This is a genomic window from Hwangdonia seohaensis, assembly GCF_031932625.1.
Taxonomy (GTDB): Bacteria; Bacteroidota; Bacteroidia; order Flavobacteriales; family Flavobacteriaceae; genus Hwangdonia; species Hwangdonia seohaensis.
Genome location: NZ_JAVSCK010000002.1, coordinates 329,977 through 351,368, shown reverse-complemented (window position 1 = coordinate 351,368; position 21,392 = coordinate 329,977). Strand labels below are relative to the sequence as shown.

Here is a 21,392-nt window from a genome sequence, read left to right as displayed (position 1 = left end):
GCATTATTTGTTTTCAATACCTACGGAATTTTAACACTAGTGGTTTTAACTTTTTTTATAATAATTCTAACATGGTTTGCTCTAAATAGTCCGAATATGCTTTAATGGTTGGCAGATTGAACACTTTATTGAGCGGAATTTCCATACCCAACTCTTCATTTAACCTCGAAGTAACACGTATTGCCGCCAATGAATGGCCACCTAAAGCAATAAAATTATCGTGAATACCAATTTTATTTAAACGCAGTACATCTTTCCAAATATCTTCAATAAGCTCGTCTATTTCATTTCTTGGGGCCACATAGGTGGTTGCAAGTTCCAATTGCTCGGTATTAAAACTTCGCAATGTTTTTTTATCTACTTTTCCGTTTTTGGTAAGCGGCATGTTATCTAAATGCTTAAAGTTAGAAGGGACCATATAATTTGGCAATCTTTTTGACAATCGCTCTTTTAGCTCTTTTACCGTAACGGATGCATCACCGGTGTAATAGGCCACCAATTTTTCATCATTTTCAAAAGCATCAGATTCTTCATAACCAATTTCTTCCATAATACGTTTTACTTCAACTTCATCAATATATTCATTGATTTCTTCAAGACTTTCGTCTCGGGTTTTGTGCCCTAAGCGCACATCCCAACTATACGGAAACGAATAATTACTATAGCCTTTTTCTTTTTTATGCACATGAATACCCACTTGATTGATGAGGCAATTTGTGGATCGGCCCGTATCAGTTGGTCTTATCCAACCTACTTTTTCATCTAAATACTTAAGCATATCTTCCAAACTTACATCGGAATATCTGTAAAAATCCACGAACTGAACTTTATCAAAAACTTCGTCGTCTTCAAACATGGATACATCTAATAAATCTTTTACCGCATCTTCTTCTCTGTGATATAATTTTCTAACTTCTAAAATGGTATCATCAATTTTTTTAACATCTAAATCTTCATCCCAAAAGAGCTCTTCGGTTAGTCGTGTCTCGAAAAATTGCCCGCGTGACAAACCTGTAACGATAAACGGAATTTGCTTTTCCAGGGCTATTTTGGTACTAAGTGTATAAATAGTTTTAAAGCAACCATTGCACACATTTTTATGACGGTTCAAGCTATCTATAAAAATGGCGTTCATGTGTTCTGTTGTTCCAAAAACATGGTCAACTCCAAGTTTTTCAACAATGCGTTTTACATTGCCAATAGCTTGCTCTGAGATGTAACCATTATCTAAGGTAAATGCCAAAACCTTTAGGCCCATACCTACCAATTGCGCCAAAATATAAGTACTATCTTTTCCACCGCTTAACAGCGATAAACAATCGTAAGTTGAATTATTGCCCTTGTTTGTAGTTAAAATTGCTTTTAATTCGGCTTCAGTTTTAAAATATTTTTCAGTCTTTTCTTTATACCCTTTAAACGCGTTGCATAAATGGCAAACACCGTTTTCATCAAAATCGCTATTCGGATAGTTTGAAGGTAATCCGCAATCTGTACAGTTTATAACATCTGCCTCGGCAATCTTTGTTTTATTGCTTTCGGTTAAAACAACAGCACAATTTTCTATGCCATCAATAGCATTTAAATTAGATTCAATATCGGTTAACTCAATTCTGTAACCACGTAGTTTAACCTGCTCATCTACCCGACCTAAATATTCATATTCTCCAGCATCATTTATTCGTGCTAAATCGCCAGTATGATACATTTTTAGTCCTTTTACAAAAGGATTATCAATAAATTTTTCTTTTGTTAATCCTTCCAATCCCAAATACCCATCCGCTAAACTATTGCCACTTAAATACAAATTACCTATTACACCTTTTGGTTCTAAATTTTTGTATTCATCTAAAATATAGGCATGCATATTTGAAATGGGCACCCCAATGGGTACTGAACTTTCATTATGATTTTCTGGATTGAATTCGGCAACAATACATCCAACAGTGGCTTCAGTTGGACCGTATTCATTAAAAATTTTAATGCGATTTCCGAATGCTTTTTTTATGGATATTCCTAGATTCACTTTAAAGTCTTCACCTCCAACTATTATTTTCTCGATAGCTGAATCTGTTAAATCTTTATCTTTAAAAAGGTTTAAATGGGAAGGCGTTAGTTTAATGATATCAACAAGGTTATCTTTAATTACATCTAAAATTGCCGTATCTGGACCAGTAGTGTTTTCTTTATAAACCACAATTCGTCCACCACTTATTAAAGGCAAAAAGGTTGATGTTATGGTTAAATCGAATCCTATTGAAGTACAAAGCGCAAAAGCAGATGTATTGGAAAAATTATAATAATCTTTAGCCCAAAATATATAATTTGACAAGGCTTTATTTGAAATTAAAACACCTTTTGGGTTTCCTGTAGAACCCGATGTATAAAGCGCGTAAGCGAGTCCGTTTTCAACTTGTTTAATACCTAAATTTTCAGATGATTGATTTGCTAAATTTTCTTTAATTGATGATGTATCAACTATTGGAACTTCAACTGCATCTAAATTGCTTTTCAACTCATTATTCGTTAAAACATAAGCGCAATTTGAATTTGAAATTATAAAATCAATGCGTTCTGAAGGCTGATTTGAAGCAATAGGTACAAAAGCCGCTCCTAATTTCTTTACTGCCAAAACACTAATAATATAGTCTGAATTTCTATAATTATAAATAGCAATTTTATCGCCTTGAACCACACCTTGTTTATTTAAATAATGTGCTAACCGATTTGCTTTTTTATTTAAACCGTTATAAGTTAACGTTTCGTTTTTATATTGAAGCGCAATAGCATTTGGCGTGTTTTTTACCTGTTTTTCAAAAGTTTCTAAAATTGAAATGTATGGGTTTGTAGCCTGCAATTCTTTAGTCACATATACCCCTTTTTCATCAGTTGTAACCAAACACTTTTGTTGAAAGGGCTGATTGATGTCGTCTATAAATTCATCCAAAACATTTAGAAAATGCGTTGGGGCTTTCTCGCATAATTCAGCACTAAAAACCGCCTCATTAAAATCCATAAACAAAGACAACTCACTTTCTGCATGCGTATTATAAACATGACACCTTAAATCGTGTGTGGCATCAATGTGATCGGGATGAATCCATTGTGATTGCGTACGTATACCATTAAAATCCGAGAAATTTGCATTAATAAAATTAAGAACAACACTATAGCTTTTGTTTAAAGCAGCATTAGACATTCCAGGTTGTGCATTGCGCAAATAGGAGTTGGTTTCCAACTTAACGCGCTGCAAAACCTCCAAAAAGGTATCGTTCGGTTGAACGTCTGTTATTAAAGGAAAAAACTCAATAAAAAGTCCCGGAGTATTTTTAAAATTCTTACTGGGTCTGTTATGTGTGGGTGCGCCAATTGCCAGCTTATTTTGTCTGCTAATCCTATAAATGTAAACAAAAAGAATGCTAAGAAATATATTAAATAAGGTTAAATCTTGTGTCCAACAACGCACTTGCGTCATTTGTGCAATGCTTTTTAATTTTTTAGACCGCTTAGAACCAAGTTCAATTAAAACTCTTTTTGCATTGGTAGTTGAATAGTTGTTTTTGTTACCGTATAATATTGGAGCAGTTTCCAATGTAGCGATTTTTTCTTCCCAATACGCACTAATCTCTTTGCTTTTTTGTGAAGAACGATGCTTTGCTTCGAAGTTGATATAGGATTCAAATTGCGGTATGGGCTTTAAATTCTCATGTTCATTTTCATTGAAGCGCTTATACAAATTACTCATTAAACCAAATAGAATAGTTGATGATGTAGCATCTGTAACGATGTGGTGGATATTTAAAAACCAGATAAAATGATTGCTGTTTACCCTAATCAATTTAGTTTCAAAAGTGCGTTTACTTAAATCGAATTGTTTTTTACTGTTTGTTTTTATCCAATTATTAATTTCGGATGTATTCAAATTTGAAAAGTCCAAAACTGCCATCTCATACTGAAACTCCGGTAGACTTTGTTGTTGGGGCATTCCATCAATTTCGTAAAAAACACTGCGCAACGCATCAGACTGTTCTATTAATGCTTTGAAAGCTCTTTTAAAATCGATAGGATTTATGGCGCCATAAATATCAAAAGTATGCGCCATATTATACAATGGCGACATGGGGTTTAGCTTTTGCCCCATCCATATTGAAAATTGACTTTTGGTTAAGTGCATATATCTATATTTTAAAAGCCTTTTTCAATATCATACTATTTAGATTTAGCATAGTTTACAATGTGGTTAACGGTCATAAAATTTTCAATAATCATTTCTTCTGGCAAAACCGCAATTTTAAATTCTTTTTCAACAAAAGCTATAAGCTGTACCATTCCTAGAGAGTCTAAGATACCGGAACCTAAAAGGTCGTCATCGGCATCAAAATCGTCTTCAATATCATTATTTAGTAATTGTTCTTTTATATAAATTAATATTGTTTTGTCCATTTTATTGCTTTGTTATTAGTTTTATAAGAGCGTTTCTATCTATTTTTTCAGAACTCGTTCTTGGTAAACTTTCGAATATTTGTATTTGGTCCGGTACAGCGTAAACTGGTAAATGCAACTTACAAAACGCCATGAGTTCTGTAATAGAGGTAATCGTTTCTGGAAATAATAAGATGGCCGCATAAACCATGCTGTTGTTATCTTCTCGTTCTACAACCAAAACCGATGCTTCCTTCACAGAAGGGTGTTTAAGTAATATGGATTCAATCTCATCAAGTTCGATTCTGAATCCTCTAATTTTAACTTGCCGATCGTTTCTGCCTGCAAAAACCAAATCATTATCTTCATTTTCATAAACAACATCTCCAGTCCTATAATATTTCAATTCTAAATTTGCCGTGTTTTGTTCTTTGTAAAATGACTGATGCGTAAGGGATTCGTTATTAAAATATCCCTGCATCATGGTGCCCGACCTAATAACCAATATTCCTTTTTCTCCTTTAACGACTTCTTTATCATCATTATCAAGTATTTTAAACTCGGTATTACCCCATACTTTCCCAATTGGTAAATGAGAATTTACATTTGATATTGAATTAAAATTAAAATATGTGCATTGATTAACTTCGGCAGGGCCGTATACATTGGAAAACATTGCATTGGGCCATTTTTTAATGAGTTCCTCTAGGTATTTTAACCCAAAAACCTCACCTCCAAACAATACCCATCGCAGACTATTCAAATTAATTTTATCCAAGGCGCCACTTAATAGAATTTGAACCAATGCTAAAGGAACGGAATACCAAATGGTTAATTTTTCCTTTTCCATTAATTTGGCAAGACTTACCGGGAATTTTGTGTGAGCATCTGTAATTATTACCGTTGAAGCCCCAGCTAAAGGTGCTGAAAAATACCCAAAAGTTGAAATATCAAAATTGATTGGTGCATGATTAGCTATCCTATCATTTGGGTTAATTCGATACAAATCAGCTGATAACTTCGCATAATTAAGCCCGCTGCGATGTGTGTGCATGATGCCTTTTGGCGTTCCTGTCGAGCCGGAAGTGAACATCACGTAAGCCAAATCGTCTTCAATAATTTTTGTGGCTTGGTAATTTTTAAGGTTTATATTAAAAACAATATCCCATGATATGGTTTTTACTGGCATATCATGCGTTAGCCCAATTATTCCTTTTAATGATAAACTACCATCGAGCAGGGATGCTATTTTTCGTTTTTGCTTATTTGAAGTTACTAAAAATGCTATACTACAATTATGAATTAAAAAACGGGTCCTTTGGTGTGGTGCGCTAAAATCTAGCGGTACGTACGCAGCACCTGCTTTTAATATACCGTAAATAGCTATTGCCGTTTCAATACATCTGTTTAAATAAATGCCTATCCTATCTCCTTTTTTTACTCCAGAATCAATTAAACATTTTGCGAGCTGGCTTGTTTTAACATCTAATTCTTTGTAAGAAACTGATGTATCTTCACATTTAAAAGCCTCATTATTTGGGTAAAAATCAGCTGAATTCTTTATAATATCAGTTAATGTGAATAGTTCCATTATGCGATTAAAGTCCTAAGGTTTTTGAAATGATGTTTCTTTGAATATCGGAAGTGCCTGCATAAATAACACCGCCAACAGCATCTCTTAAATTCCGTTCAATTTCGTACTCGGTAAGGTATCCGCTACCGCCATGGCAACGAATGGCGTCCATACTTGAGGCCACAAAACTTTCGCTTAAATGCAATTTTAATAAGGCTGTCTCCATCATGGCAGGCTTTCCTTGCCTTTTCAACCAAGCGACTTGATATAATAAAAGTCTAGAAGTTTCAACACGTAGTTTCATGTTGGCAATACGGTTTGAAACCGATTGGAATTCCCCTATAGATTTTCCGAATTGTTTTCTTTCTTTAACAAATGCTATGGTGGACTCTAATTGGTATTCCATTGCCCCGAGCTGGCTAGCCAAAATACTACATCTGTCGTATTCTAAAGATGTAATGGTAATGCTCCAACCTGCTCCTTCTTTTCCAAGTCGATTTTCCTCGGGCACAAAACAATCTTCAAACACCAAATCACCAATAGGTACCGTACGCAGTCCCATTTTTGGTTGGTTTTCGCTAACACTAAAACCTCTGGTGCCTTTTTCAACAATGAAACCACTTATACCCCACTTTCCCAACTTCGGATTTGTTTTTGCAAATACCAAAGCAATGTCTGCAATGGGTCCTAAGGTTATGAGTCTTTTGCTGCCATTTAAAATATAGCCCCCTTCCACTTTATTGGCTGTGGTTTCCATATTAAAAACATCTGAGCCCGCATTGGCTTCGGTTAAGCCATGACATCCAATTTGCTTGCCCAATGCCATTGGTTTTAGGTATTTGTTTTTTTGAAATTCTGAACCAAATTGCACTATTGGTAATTGTACGGTCCACATTTGTGCATTCAAACTAAAAGGCAATCCATTATCTCTACAGCCATAACCCAGACCTTCCATTGCCAATGTTGCCGTTAATATATCTACTTCGTTGTTTTTGCCACCATATTCAAGCGGACTTGCAAGCCCTTGTATACCAAAACCTGCACATTTCTCCCAGTCTTCACGAGAAAAAATGCAATCTTTATCACGGTCACTTAAAGCATTATTTAAGTTTTTTTCGGCAAAATCAATCACCTTCTTTTTATAATCAAGCTGTTCTTTTGTCCAAGATAAATCCAACGTAAAAAAGTTTAGTTAAAATTTTGTTTTTTATTGGTTTCTTAATTGATAACCATCAATTATAGAGTTAATAAATATACATTTAATTGGTACAGCTATCAAGCCTTTACACCGTAAGTTGACTAGTAATTACTTTAGTTTGACGAAAATAATCCCTAATTTTAACGAAATAACCCACTTACAGCTATTTGCATGAATAGATTAATTGATTCATTCTACGAAAAGTTTTTAAATAATTTTAATGTAGATTTTCAAGAGTGGATTAAAATAATCGTACAAATAACTATTGTGCTAATTACGTTTATAATATTGCACAGAGGTTTGTTTTGGGCAACAATACTACCCATTGAAGCTTACTACGAAAACGTTATTTATTTTGGATTTTTAAAGCAATTGGTCCTCAAACCGTATTTGTTGATTATCGTTCTGGTTTTTATTGGCTTTTTCAACAAGAAACTTCTTATAACATGGCGCGATTTTGGAAATAATAACTTAATCAGGAACTTTCTGATTATTTCAACACTTTTATTAACCTGGTTTTATGCAACCTACGATGTTAATTTCTTTTTTAACAAGGTGCATTACACAGATCGCATCTTGTTGGTTGTGCTTACTTTATGTGTGTACTGGAGACCTTTTTTTTTGTTTCCTTATTTAACCGTTTTGTTGGCAATAATAGGGCAATTTGAATATCTTCCCACATTTTCCATTGCCACACCGCCGTTCCTATTAATTAAAATACTAATTCTATTTATTGTATTTTATATTTTAAAACTTGTTACCAATACTTTTAATCCAACTTTTTTTCTCTTTATGCTTGGGTGCTTAATTGCAACCCATTACTTTACCTCGGGATTAAACAAATTCAACATATACTGGATATTTAAAGACCAGATAAGTTTTTTGGTACCTTCGGGTTATGCAAACGGTTGGCTATCATTTTTAACAGCCAAAACCATAACAGATCTAACTGGGTTTTTAAGCTGGTTCAATATCCCTTTAAAGCTGCTTACCATTGCAATAGAATGTGGGATGCTTCTATTTTTCATTCATATAAAATGCGCACGTTTTTTAATTTTTGGGGCTGCCATTATGCATTTAGGAATATTTGGTTTTTCTGGGATTTTCTTTTGGATGTGGGTTGTTGTGCTTATTGCATCATTATTTCTTTTTTCGCTTAAAAAATACAATCTCAATAAAATTTTCAACAAAAAGTATTTTATTATTTCAATAGTTATAATTGGTGGTGGACGGTTTTGGTGCCAAGCCAAAAGCCTTACCTGGTGCGACGCCCCATTAAGTTACACTTACAAGATTTATGGTGAAACCTCCGAAAGTGAAAGATACCGTTTGGCACCAAATTTTTTCTCTCATTATGATTATCAGTTTACTCTTGGAGCTGTTAAATTTTGGCAAGAACAACCAAGACTGCCTATTACATGGGGTGCAACCAATGCCAACATGAGCAACTATTTTAATACCGAAAGATCTGTAAAGGAGATTTTTGAATATGAAAAATTAAAAGGTAGTTTGCATAAAAACGCTATCAAGCAAAAGCAATACGAAGATTTTTTAGTGCAATACCTAACTAACTGGAACAAAAAAACAGCTCATTTTGACAATCTAATGCCCATACAGGCTTTTCCGTTTTATTGGACATCACCGCCTTCTAAAATCCAAGACGTCAAAGAAAAAATTACACGTGTTGTTATCGTTGAGTCTACAACTTTTTATTCTAAAAAAACAGGGTTTAGAGAAATACGCAATCAAGAATTAAAATACCTAACCATTCCCAATAATCAATTTAAACGATAACTGAATGATATAAAAAATGGTATGGATTTTTTACATCGCTGCTTATGTTTTCGAGAGATACTTCCTTGCCAATTTTAAATTCATTGGCTAAATCAAGAAATAAGTCCATAACAACTTGATCTTCCAACGCCCAACCTGTAGAATCAAAAACGGTTAACTCATCTTTTAAATGGTTAAACTTATGGTAGTTTTGAATAACGGTATATAAATCAGAATCTATTTCGTCGTCCGTTAATTGTTGGCACTCCCCTTCTTTTTTGGCCTGTTCGATAAAATCGGGGCAAACAAAGCTTTCTTTAAGCAAAGCTAAAGGCAATTCAATCTTACCCGGAAAATCTGATCCAATTGCATTAATATGAAGATGCGGCTTGTTTTTATACTCCGTAAACAATGGGCCCTCTCCAACATTGACAGAAGTTTCTGTGCAAACAATATCACTCTCGCTTAAAATATCAACAATTTCAGTAGGCAATATCTCTATATCCAATCCTAGCAGAGAAATTCTATTATCAAAGGATTTTACAGCTTCAATATCAATATCATAAATGAGCACTTTTTTAATAGGAAACAACCTGGAAATAGCGTGTAATTGGGTAATAGATTGCGCCCCACAACCAATGAGCCCTAAAGTGGAGCTTTGTGGATGTGCCAGATATTTACTTGCTACCGCCGATGCCGCTCCTGTGCGAAGTGCCGTTAAAAGTACACCGTCGGCCAAACCTTTTAAGTGGCCCGTTTTGGTATCGTAACATGAAATGGTAGATAAAATAGTTGGTAAATTAAATTTATCTGGATTATTAGGGTGATAACCAACAACTTTAATAACGACTTCTTCTCCTTTTTTATAGACAGGCATCCATTCAATAAGGCCCACATGTTCTGTACTATAATTAAATCCAGACCGAATTGGAATGACTGTATCGGTTGTATTGAAATTCTCAAATTCTTTGATTAACCTAAAAATTAAGTCGTCCATTAAACGGTCAATGCCATAATTTTGCATGAGCAAATTTACATCTGATGCAGACAATAACAAGGTTGTAATTTTACCCATAAACAAATAGCTCTTTTAACAAACACAAAATAAATGTATTCGCTTTTTTATTGTAATGTATAATATTTTAACCAATTTTACTTAAGTAACCAATTGGTTTCGACAAGAAGTTGTTTTTTCAAGACATTAAGCACTTTTCACTGTCTAAAACTGTAATTCAACGTATATTTTTAGAAAGAAATTTTTTTTTTGCTTTATTTATAAAAAAAGCGCGTTGTCGTGCTCTCTAAAAAAATTCTATGAAATACTCCTTTTTAAGGAAAAAGACTCAATTGCTCTTGATACTTTTTTTCCTGCCTTTATTTGCCTTGGCACACATACCCAATCAAAGTTATATTTTTTTACGCATTTATGAAACGGATGATATTCATGGAAGATTTGAAATAAACATACGGGAAGTTAACAAAGTATTTGGTACCGATTTTAAAGATGGAGTTACACTAGGGGACGTCGAACCTATTATAGATGATATAAAAGCGTACCTTTTAAGCAATACATCTTTTTCATCAGATTTGGGGAATCATAAAATTATTTTAGAAGATACGGGAATTTTCGAATTTAATTTGGGCTATTTTGTTCAAGTTTACTTTCACTTGGAAAACACCAAAAGTTTACCTAAAAATTTAAACGTAAAATATAGCGCAATTTTCGATAAAGACAACACCCACCGGGGGTATTTAATTACAGAATATAATTGGCGTGATGGCGTTATAAATGAGGAAGCCAATATTACTTTGGACTTTTCGCCCAGCAAAACACAAGACACCATGGACCTAACCAAATCGTCTATTTGGAATGGTTTCTATGCCATGGTTAAACAAGGTGTTTGGCATATTTGGATTGGTTTAGACCATATATTATTTTTATTGGCGCTTATACTTCCGTCTGTGGTAAGAAGGCGAAAAAACAACCTTGAAACGCATCGTGCTTTTAATTGGGAACCAGTTAAGACCTTTAAATCGGCATTTATCTATATTATTAAAGTAGTGACGTTCTTTACAGTAGCACACACCATCACTTTAACCCTAGCGTCTTTAGAAATAGTTAACCTTCCTTCTCGGTTGGTAGAATCAATCATTGCTTTTTCAATTGGATTAGCGGCGTATCATAACATAAGGCCTATTTTTAAAATGAAAGACTGGGTTATCGCATTTATTTTTGGATTGTTTCACGGTTTTGGTTTCGCTAGTGTTTTGAGTGATCTTGGTTTAACTAACGAGTTTTTAACCCTATCTTTACTAGGGTTTAATGTTGGTGTTGAAATAGGTCAAATTGCTATTATTGCAATAATATTTCCTGTGCTATTCCTTTTGAGAAAATTACAACTTTACCCAAAGCTTTTGGTATATATATCAATCGTATTAATTGTTATTTCTCTATATTGGTTTATAGAACGCGTGTTTGATATTAATTTAATGTTAGACGAACTAATAACATCTTGGACCTATGAAATCGCTGTTTCTCTAGGATTGAGATAACCTCTGATCAAATAATATTATAGATGGAAAAAGAATCTCAAAAAATATCATTGCTAGACAGATGGAAAAATAGGGATAAATACAACCTTTCCATAAACCCCATTGAAAAAGCGCCCGTCGGTATAAAAATTCCTTTGTCGCACGGACAGCAAAGGCTTTGGTTTTTACAACAAATGTATCCTAAAAATGCATTTTACAATTATTCTGAAACTTACACCTTTAACGGGCATCTTGATGAACCAATATTGGTTGAAAGTTTAAAGAATGTTTATAAAGAACATGATATTTTAAAAACCACTTACCATATTGAAGATGGGGTTGTTTTTCAAAAAATCAATGATGATTCTGAGCTTCATATTGATACTCACGATTTTAGTCCACTTACTGAAACAGAAAAAAAAGTAAAATGCGAAAAAATTATAGAAGCCGATGCCGGAGAATATTTTGATTTAACAAAACCCCCTTTGGTTCGTGCTACGTTAATTAAAACAAACACTACAAAATACATCCTGCAAATAACGTTGCACCACATCATTACCGACAAATGGTCCATGCAGATATTTAGGGAACATTTGGCAGGCCATTATAAAGCGCTAAGTTTAAACAACAACAATTTCAGTAAAAAAACAGTGCTGCAATACACCGATTATGGGTATTGGCAGAGTAAAAACGAAATTAACAAAAACAGCCTGAACTATTGGAAAACTAAACTTTCGGGCAATATCCCTGTTTTAAATTTGCCTACAGATTTTACAAGGCCTTTGCATCCAACTTTTAAGGGGGCTGCCTCATTTACACAACATTACAGCAAAGCAACATCCAATAATATTCTAACGTTCGCAAAACAACTGGGAACCACGCCCTATGTACTTATGCTTACGGTGTATAACGTGTTCCTATACAGATGTAGTGGGCAAACGGATATTTTAATAGGATCGCCCATTACAAACAGGGATCAAAAAGTGTTGGAAGATATTATAGGCTTTTTTAATGAAACCATAATTTTAAGAACAAATTGCTCGCCGAACATAACTTTTAAGGATTTGGTAAACAAAGTTAAACTAAACACCCTTGCCGCATTTGAAAATAAAAATGTACCTTTTGATGCTTTGGTTAAAGCATTAAAAGTAGAACGATCGTTAGCCATAAACCCATTCTTTCAGGTGATGTTTCTGTACCATGCCGTCCCGGAAAATCCTTCATTTAATGAAAATGTAGATTTAATTCATACTTGGCATGATTTTAAGGTTTCAAAATTCGACTTGACATTATATATTGCTGAAGAAAACGGTATCCTATCCTCAACATTCGAGTATACCTCGGATTTATTTAAAGAGTCTACCATCAATCGTTTTCAAGAATATTTCAAATTACTTTTAGAAGGTGCCATAAAAAATCCAGAAAGGCGTATTTTAGAACTTCCCATGCTTACAGATTCAGAAAAGCAATTCTTCCTAAACCAAGAAAAGCCGGCATCTAATCATTTTTCAGAATTCAAGGGCATTCACACTATCATTGAAAATATAAGTGTTTCGCATCCAAATAATATCGCCGTAACTTATAAAGGGATTTCCATTACCTACAAAGTCTTAAACGACAAAGCCAGCCTAATTGCCAATCATTTAATAAATCACATTAATACACCCAACGAAATTGTTGGTTTGTGTCTTGATAGATCTGTTGATATGATAGTTGCCATGTTAGGAATTTTAAAAGCTGGTTGTGCTTACCTGCCAATAGATCCAGAATACCCAGAACAGCGTATCCATTTTATGATTAATGATGCCAAGGTCAATACGGTTATAACCCAACAACATTTTTCCCAAATATTTAAGGCACCTGATACCAAGCAACTTTTTATAGAAGCGTTAAATGCTCCCGTAAGTCCAATTAAACAAAAAATTACGGATGCAAATAATACTGATATAGCTTACGTTATTTACACTTCTGGAAGCACGGGGCAGCCCAAAGGCGTCTCTATTACCCACAAAAATATTATAAGCTCTACGGCAGGTAGATTAGATTTTTATGACGGAAACCCCAGTGCCTTTTTACTAATGTCTTCCATTTCTTTTGACAGCTCTAAAGCTGGAATTTTCTGGACCTTGTGCACCGGTGGTAATTTAGTGATTGCAGAAAAACGCATGGAACAGGATGTTGACTCAATAGCCAACATTATTCAAGATCAATCTATTAGCCATACACTCATGCTGCCCTCTTTATATAAATTGATTCTTGAATATGTAAACGCTAAAAAATTAAAGTCCCTGAAAACCGCAATAGTTGCTGGTGAGGCTTGTTACCCTAACCTAGCCTCAGCTCATTTCAACAAGCTAAACGGTGTAAAGCTTTACAACGAATACGGTCCAACAGAAGCTACTGTTTGGTGTACTGCACATCAAATTAAAAATACAGATTATCAAATCATTCCAATAGGAAAACCAGTTGCCGGTGCAGAAATTTACTTATTGGATCAGCACCTTAATTTGGTGCCCTTTGGGAGTGTTGGCGAAATATACATTGGTGGCCATGGGCTTGCCAGCGGTTATATAAACAACCCAAAGTTAAGCGATAAAGCCTTTATAAAAGACCCGTATAATCCATCTAAAAAATTATATAAAACCGGTGATTTAGGAAAATATACCAGCGATAAAAACATTGAGTTTTTAGGACGCGCCGATCAACAAATAAAAATCAGAGGGTTTAGGGTGGAGTTAAATGAAATTGAAAAAGTCATAAAAGACTATAATGCCGCAATAAAGAATGCCGTTGTTCTTGTTGATGACGATAATAGTACAGATTTTAAAAATTTAGATAAAACCATGCCAATAAAACAATTGGTTGATGTTTTAAAAATGATGGACAATGAAGATTTAGATGCCATTTTTTCTTCTATCAATGCATTGAATAGCGATGAACAGAAATTCTTGCTAAACCAAATAGAAGCTTAAACAATATGAAAAAGATTAAACGCTCCAAGGAATTTGAAGTTGTTGTCTCCTTACATGACGATGATTTTATTCGCCCACCAAAAGACGCACAACGTAATGCAGTTGTAAATAGAGCGTTAAAGGAATTTGCTGGTAATTTGAAGATTTTAGACGAACAGACTAAACATTTTGTTCCGGGAGTATCAGCCCAAGGTCACAGTTCCGATAGGCAACAAAAAGTAATGACACCCCAGGAAATCATGGAAGATTGGCAAATTCCGTTAATGCAGGAAATGGCCAAAGCCATTGCAGAAAACGGAGGCGATATTTTAGAGATTGGCTTTGGCAGAGGTATTTCGGCGGAAATGATCCTTGAGTTCCAAATTGACAGCTATACCGCCATAGAATGCAATAACGATGTTATAAATACTTACTTTAAAGCATTTGAAGAAAAACATACTCATAAAAACATACACTTAGTTCCGGGTTTATGGCAGGATACCATTGATGCTTTAGAGGTTTTTGATGGCATACTCTTCCACACATATCCTTTGAATGACGATGAGTATATGCAATACGTAAATGGAAGCGTAACGTTTGCCGAACATTTCTTTTCGCACGCCGCAAAACATTTAAAACCTGGTGGAGCGTTTACTTATTTTTCAAATGAAATCGATTCTTTAAGTAGAGAACACCAGCAATCGTTGCTCAAACATTTCTCTGCGTTTATTATTAAAACTATTCCTTTAAAAATGCCAAAGGATGTAAAAGATACGTGGTGGGCAAATTCCATAGTCGTAATTAAAGCTATAAAATGACCGAAGAAAAATTAAAATATAAAATAGAGCAACTTTCCATTAGCGAGCGCAAGCTACTTGCAATAAAAATAAAAGACTTTGTTGTAAAGGAAGCCAACCGTTCAAAATTAAACAAGCAAAAAAAGATAGTAGCCTATTTAGAGACAGAAAACTCTTTAGACATTGATGGATTAAAAGCACATTTAAAAAATAGGCTTCCAGATTATATGATGCCTTCTGCTTTTATGGAAGTAGAAAAAATACCTTTACTACCAAATGGAAAAGTTGATAAAAGAGAATTGTTAAAAACTAAAATTAACGGCGCGAAAGAAAAAAACACAGTAAGTGTTGAAGAGCCAGTAACCGAAATTGAAGAAAAACTAGTTAAAATTTGGGAAGAGGTTTTAGATTTTTCGCCGATAAGTATACACGATAATTTTTTTGAAATTGGTGGCGACTCCATATTGAGCATTCAAATTATATCAAAAGCTCGAAAAGTTGGCATTGAGTTAAAAGCCAATCAATTTTTTGAAAACCAAACCATAGCTGAGCTTTCGCTTTTTTCAAAAGAGACCAATATTGAAACCGTTATCGAATCAATTATTACAGGCGAAGTGCCACTAACACCCATACAACACTGGTTTTTCGATACCCATAAAATGATGCCGCATTTTTGGAATCAAATAGCCGAAGTAAAAAACATATCAAATGATATCAGCTCTAAAAACATTGAGTCCATAGCATCAAAATTAATATATCATCACGATGCGCTTCGTTCCAGTTTTATTAAACATGAGAATATCTGGAAAGCTTTCATTTTAAATCCGGAATCCATCAGTCCTTTTAATGAATTCAGCTTAGAATTTATTTCCAACAAAGACGCACAAGACGCTGAAATTAAAGACAAAATTGCTTCTGTCCAACAGAGCATTAATCTGGAAGAAGGCAGTTTATTTAAATTCATATATTTTAATTGTGGAAAAACCCAAAAGAACAAAGTGTATATTATTGCACACCATTTGGTAATCGATTTTGTGTCTTGGAACATCATTTTTAACGACGTGCAATCTGCTTTAAAACAAATAGCAAACAACCAAAGCATCACTTTTGGCAAAAAAACAGATTCGCTAAAACAATGGGGCAGCTATTTAAAATCTTTAATTGATTCCGGTAAAGTTTTAAACGAATTACCGTTTTGGTCTATACAGAAAAACGATTCAAAAAAGTTTCCTGTGGATTTTAAAACCAATATCAAGGTGTACAACGAAAGTTCAATACGCAACCACACCAACATTATTGATGCCGAAAGTACTACTGAGCTACTCTTAAAAGCCAATAAACTATACAACACCAAAACCGAAGACTTATTGATTACCGCACTTTTAAATACAATCTGCGAATGGGCCAATATCGAGCATTTTTCTCTAGGATTGGAAAAACAAGGGCGCGCCGTGGATGATGGCACCGTAGATATTTCTAACTCCGTTGGTTGGTTTACAGCTTATTATCCTGTGATGCTTAGCAATATCGAAACGGATGATATTGGCGAAAAAATAAAATCTGTAAAAGAGCAATTACACGCCGTTCCCAATAACGGGATGGGTTATGGCATATTAAAATATTTATGGAATAAAAGTGATGTAATAACCGATTTAGACATTAACCCAAAAGTGGTTTTTAATTATTTAGGAAGTGTTAACGACTTCTTTGATAATTCGAAAATAGATTTTGAATTTCTGTCGCATGGCACAAGAAGCCCTTTAAGTGAGCGAACATATCAAATTGAAATCAACACTCTTGTTAAAAACGGTAAATTGCACATTAATTGGAGCTATACAAAAGATTTATACACACAAGACAATATCTTTATATTAGCCAATGCTTACGAAGCTAATTTAAAAGCGCTTATTGCCTATTGCAACATAAAGGAAAGTGGTAGCTACACGCCTTCGGATTTTCCTGAATCCGGCCTTAATCAAGAGGACCTTGACAATTTAATGGAACTTTTGTAACCTACATGAATTATGGATAAAATAGCCAAACCCAAAATACAAGCCATTTACCCGCTTAGCACCATGCAAACGGCATTGCTTTTTCATCATCTCACCCAACAAAAAGATCTTGGGTTTTTAAATGTGCAATGCACCATTGACGGTGTTTTAAAAATAGATTTATTTAAACAAGCTTGGAATTTAGCTATTAAGAGGCATGCCATTTTAAGAACCTCAGTGCATTGGGAAAAAATAAAAAAGCCCATACAAATTGTAAAACCCAGTGGAACCATAGAAATAGATTTGACTACTTTAGATTGGACTACCGAAACCATTGAAAACCAACGACAAAAGCTAAAAACTCTTAAAGCCAATAATAAAAAATCTGGTCTTGATTTTCAAAAAAAACCCTTAATAAAAGTTAGTGTAATCAAAACGATGCAGGATTCTCATGTCATGGTTTGGAGCTGTCACCATTTGTTATTGGACGGTTGGTCATCAAGCATTATTTTAAAAGATGTATTTACATTTTATGAGGCTTTGGTTAAAAATGTAAAAGCTTTATTAGAACCCATACCACCATATAAATCCTATTTGAATTGGTTAAAAGACACCGATGAAAATGCTGCAAAAACATTCTGGCTAGACACTTTTAAAGACTTTGAAACTCCATTCTTCTTCAATAAAAATCAATTGCCATTACAAGCGGCGGTAAAAAGCAATGTACAGCTATCGACTGAAACCGTACAGAAAGCACAAGCCTTGGCAAAATCCAATCAAATTACTTTGAACACTTTATTTCAGGGTTTGTGGGCCATAATTATTTCTAAATATTCAAATTCCCTCGATGTGGTTTATGGCAATACGGTTTCAGGACGATCGGGTGATTTTCCAAATATAGAACTCATGGCAGGCATGTTTACCAATGTGATTCCTGTGAGGACAAAATTAGACCACAATTTGAGTGTCAAGGACTGCCTTAAAAAAATACAGTCACAGCAGTTAGAAGCCAGAAAATTTGAGCATGTTTCAATAAACAGTATTTCAGAATGGTTAAATACTTCAAACCAACTCTTTGATAGCCTCTTTGTTTTTGAAAATTTCCCATGGAAAAACATTAAATCTGGAGGTGTTGAGGTGCATAGCTTACAAAGTGGCAACACATCAACCTATCCTTTAACCTTAACCGTAATAAGTACAAACCAATCTATCGATATTCATTTATCATCAGATAAATCCCTTTTTTCAGATGAAACAAATCATTGGTTTTTAAGTCAATTTGAAGAAATCATCAACGTACTTGACCAAAACGAAAACCCATCCATAAAAACTATATTCGATAATACAACACCAATCAATCCAGACGTTATTGCACAGCCATCAATAGTTAAAAAAAATACAAATATTGCTGCGGTTCCTAAAAACAAAATAGAAGTTGACCTATTGGCAATTTGGCAAAACTTACTTAATAAAGATGCCATAAGTAGTGAGGATAACTTTTTTGAAATTGGGGGCAAATCATTATTAGCTGTGAGGATGTTTACTCTAATTGAAGATTTGCTTAACATTCAACTATCGCCAACCACACTTTTAGAACATCCAACTATTGCAAGTTTAGCAACGTTGATTGAAAACGAAAGCGGATTGAAAACAGAAAACTGGAACAACCTTGTTCCCATACGAAGCAAAGGCTCCAAAGCGCCCATTTTCTGTTTACATGCTGGTGGCGGACACGTTTTTTTTTACAACACATTTGCTAAATATATTGATAAAGACAGACCCGTTTATGCCATACAACCATCGGGGTTATTTGGTAAACTGCCAAAACACAAAAACATTGAAGCTATGGCTGTTGACTATGTAAAAGAAATACGCATGGCCTATCCAGAAGGCCCTTTTAATTTAATGGTGTATTGCCACAGTACCGCGGTAGGTTTTGAAATGTCTAACCTTTTAAAAAACTTGGGGCACAAAGCCAACCTTATTGTTATGGACACCATGGCCGAACAAGAGTTTATTACCGCTGACAGACTTAAAATGAGGGTTTTAGGATTTTTAAAACGTCTTCTTAAAAACCCTACAAGCGTCATTAGCATCATGGTTTCTTATCGTTATAAAAAATATATAAAGCCTTTTTTTATAAAAATATTTGGAAGCACTGAAGCTAAGAACACCTCAAGCACAACCGTGCATCTCATTAATATTTACAATAAATACAAATGGAAGTCTTACGACTTGGATATCACGCTGGTACTAACCAAAAAAGTAAATGAATTATTTAATAAGGAAATATGTGCGTCGTGGAATAAGCTCGCAAATCATGTTCACATTATAAATACAGAAGGCGACCATAGAACGCTTTTTGATGAACCCGACGTGAAATCTGTTGCTGAAACATTGAATAAGCACCTTAATTAAATCATAAACATTTGTTACTGCAAACCCCAATAGAGTTAACCCCAAAAACAATACACACTTGGGTGGTAAATGTTAATTATGTAACCCCTATAATTGAAAACCTAAAGCATCTTATTGATATGGATGAAAAACAAAAGGCTTCAAAATTCCGATTTAAAAAAGACCAAAATATATTTATAATTGCGCGTGGCGCTTTGCGTTTTTTAAGTGCTTTTTATTTGAATATGGATGCCAAAGAAATTGAATTCAAATACGGCGAATACGGGAAACCTGAATACAATTTTGATTCAGATTTAAAATTCAATATATCACATTCCGGGGAAATAATCGTACTCAGCTTTGTTAAGAATTTTGAAATTGGCGTTGATATTGAAAAGATTAAAGATAATTTTGATGTTTTTGAAATCGCTTCAAATTTCTTTTCAACCTTAGAAATTGAAACTTTAAAAAAAGTTCCAAAAGAGAAACAGGTTGAATACTTTTACCGATGTTGGACACGAAAAGAATCTTTTATAAAAGCGAAATCCGTGGGGCTTTCTTTTCCATTAGATTCGTTTTCAGTTTGTATACATTCAGATAAAAAAACTGAATTATTGGAAACTAAATGGGATGCCGCGGAAAAACACCAATGGAAGCTTTTTACATTTTCACGTCAGCCAGATTATTTGGGCGCCATTTCAATTAAAGGCAATATTAAAACAGTTGAATATTTTAATTTTAACGATTACTAATCATAACTAAGCGATTTACGTACGGCACTTTGTGTACACGGGCAATTGCTAATACCTTGTAAAAAGTCTATCCCAATGGTAACCACGTGTGTACCCGAATTAAATCGTGCCAAATCGTTAATGGTAACTTGGTAGGCATAAGCGAAATAAAACTGTTGCTTTTTAAACCCGGCCATAGGCCCAACATTTAAGGGTTTTAAAAATTGGTCGTTAAGAAATCGATAAGATAGTCCTGCCCAATAATAATCATCGTTTTTATTGTATTTTCTAAACTTAAAATTCAAATCGGTTGCAGATCGCTTATCGCTACTAAACAGTTGATAAAATACAGAAGGTTCGTATTCCAATCCACTTTTTTTAGGCCCTCGAAAGGTAAAGCCAGAATAAAGCTGATAATTTGAAATGAGATTTGGTTCTAATTTTCTAATGTCTTTATCAATGTTTTTGTCTAAAATATTATTGGCATTAAAACTTAAAAAGAAGCCTTTATACCTGTAGAGAGCACTCACATCGAAATTGTGGTTTGATGTGCGCCTATCGTCTGTTATATTTGAAGGTGGAATTGGGTTTCCGCTTGAGTCATAATTTGTAAAATTATTAATGTCAATTCTAAAATTATTTAAGTTATACGAAATACCAAACGATAAATATTGTTTCGAATAATAATCTAAAACCAAGTGATGGGCAAACGAGAATTTAGCCCCGGTTTGAATCGTGTTTCCGTTTCTGTCATTATACAAAGACACACCAATACCCGAGCGATCGGCAATTCTAAAGTCGGCATAAACCGATTGGTTATCGGGCGCGCCTTTTATACCAACCCATTGTGTTAATCCGTTGGCCCTGATTTTTAAATTATCGCCAATACCAGCATACGCAGGCGATATTACAAACTCGTTATCTGCCAAATATTGAGTAAAAACTGGTAAATTCAATTCTTGACCGTAACTAAATGTTACAGCAATAAAAAGAAGATATATGATTGATTTTTTCATTTTATTATTTTTTG

At 34.2% G+C, this 21,392-nt stretch carries 13 protein-coding genes; 7 read left to right on the top strand and 6 right to left on the bottom strand.

The annotated features are described in order from the left end of the window. Positions 1 to 55: 55 nt before the first annotated feature. The 4 genes from RNZ47_RS06760 to RNZ47_RS06745 are packed head-to-tail and all read right to left on the bottom strand — an operon-like array spanning position 56 to position 7,169. Complete coding sequence (locus RNZ47_RS06760) at positions 56 to 4,171, bottom strand: non-ribosomal peptide synthetase (RefSeq protein WP_311938070.1); 4,116 nt, start codon at positions 4,169 to 4,171, stop codon at positions 56 to 58. Between the two features lie 35 nt (positions 4,172 to 4,206). Beyond that, complete coding sequence (locus RNZ47_RS06755; RefSeq protein ID WP_311938069.1) at positions 4,207 to 4,440, bottom strand: acyl carrier protein; 234 nt, start codon at positions 4,438 to 4,440, stop codon at positions 4,207 to 4,209. Position 4,441: 1 nt separating this feature from the next. Further along, positions 4,442 to 6,010, bottom strand: a complete 1,569-nt coding sequence (locus RNZ47_RS06750; protein ID WP_311938067.1) for an amino acid adenylation domain-containing protein — start codon at positions 6,008 to 6,010, stop codon at positions 4,442 to 4,444. A 7-nt stretch (positions 6,011 to 6,017) separates the two neighbouring features. Continuing rightward, the gene (locus RNZ47_RS06745) at positions 6,018 to 7,169 is read right to left on the bottom strand and encodes an acyl-CoA dehydrogenase family protein (protein ID WP_311938064.1); all 1,152 of its coding nucleotides are present in this window, start codon (positions 7,167 to 7,169) and stop codon (positions 6,018 to 6,020) included. A gap of 192 nt (positions 7,170 to 7,361) precedes the next feature. Between RNZ47_RS06745 and RNZ47_RS06740 the strand changes: the two genes are divergently transcribed. Then, positions 7,362 to 8,984: a hypothetical protein gene (locus RNZ47_RS06740; RefSeq protein WP_311938062.1), complete on the top strand. Its 1,623-nt coding sequence runs from the start codon at positions 7,362 to 7,364 to the stop codon at positions 8,982 to 8,984. Here the strand turns inward: RNZ47_RS06740 and RNZ47_RS06735 are convergent. Next, positions 8,974 to 10,038 carry an ornithine cyclodeaminase family protein gene (locus tag RNZ47_RS06735; RefSeq protein WP_311938060.1) on the bottom strand — a complete coding sequence of 355 codons (1,065 nt, stop codon included), beginning with the start codon at positions 10,036 to 10,038 and terminating at the stop codon, positions 8,974 to 8,976. The genes RNZ47_RS06740 and RNZ47_RS06735 overlap by 11 nt on opposite strands. A 278-nt stretch (positions 10,039 to 10,316) precedes the next feature. Between RNZ47_RS06735 and RNZ47_RS06730 the strand changes: the two genes are divergently transcribed. Genes RNZ47_RS06730 through RNZ47_RS06705 form a run of 6 tightly spaced genes read left to right on the top strand, consistent with a single transcriptional unit; the run spans position 10,317 to position 20,383 of the window. Beyond that, the gene (locus tag RNZ47_RS06730) at positions 10,317 to 11,516 is read left to right on the top strand and encodes a HupE/UreJ family protein (protein ID WP_311938058.1); all 1,200 of its coding nucleotides are present in this window, start codon (positions 10,317 to 10,319) and stop codon (positions 11,514 to 11,516) included. A gap of 23 nt (positions 11,517 to 11,539) precedes the next feature. Then, on the top strand, positions 11,540 to 14,467 hold the full coding sequence (locus RNZ47_RS06725) for a non-ribosomal peptide synthetase (protein ID WP_311938056.1): 2,928 nt from the start codon (positions 11,540 to 11,542) through the stop codon (positions 14,465 to 14,467). 5 nt (positions 14,468 to 14,472) lie between these two features. After that, a complete protein-coding gene (locus RNZ47_RS06720; protein WP_311938054.1) occupies positions 14,473 to 15,264 on the top strand; it encodes a hypothetical protein in 792 nt (263 codons plus the stop codon). Then, the gene (locus RNZ47_RS06715; protein WP_311938052.1) at positions 15,261 to 17,255 is read left to right on the top strand and encodes a condensation domain-containing protein; all 1,995 of its coding nucleotides are present in this window, start codon (positions 15,261 to 15,263) and stop codon (positions 17,253 to 17,255) included. Before RNZ47_RS06720 ends, RNZ47_RS06715 begins: the two co-directional genes overlap by 4 nt. Positions 17,256 to 17,267: 12 nt before the next feature. Then, the gene (locus RNZ47_RS06710) at positions 17,268 to 19,652 is read left to right on the top strand and encodes a condensation domain-containing protein (RefSeq protein ID WP_311938050.1); all 2,385 of its coding nucleotides are present in this window, start codon (positions 17,268 to 17,270) and stop codon (positions 19,650 to 19,652) included. 11 nt (positions 19,653 to 19,663) lie between these two features. Beyond that, positions 19,664 to 20,383, top strand: coding sequence for a 4'-phosphopantetheinyl transferase family protein (locus tag RNZ47_RS06705; protein WP_311938047.1), 720 nt, complete (start codon positions 19,664 to 19,666; stop codon positions 20,381 to 20,383). Here RNZ47_RS06705 and RNZ47_RS06700 read toward each other — a convergent pair. Continuing rightward, complete coding sequence (locus tag RNZ47_RS06700; RefSeq protein WP_311938044.1) at positions 20,380 to 21,378, bottom strand: PorP/SprF family type IX secretion system membrane protein; 999 nt, start codon at positions 21,376 to 21,378, stop codon at positions 20,380 to 20,382. The genes RNZ47_RS06705 and RNZ47_RS06700 overlap by 4 nt on opposite strands. Positions 21,379 to 21,392: the final 14 nt, after the last annotated feature.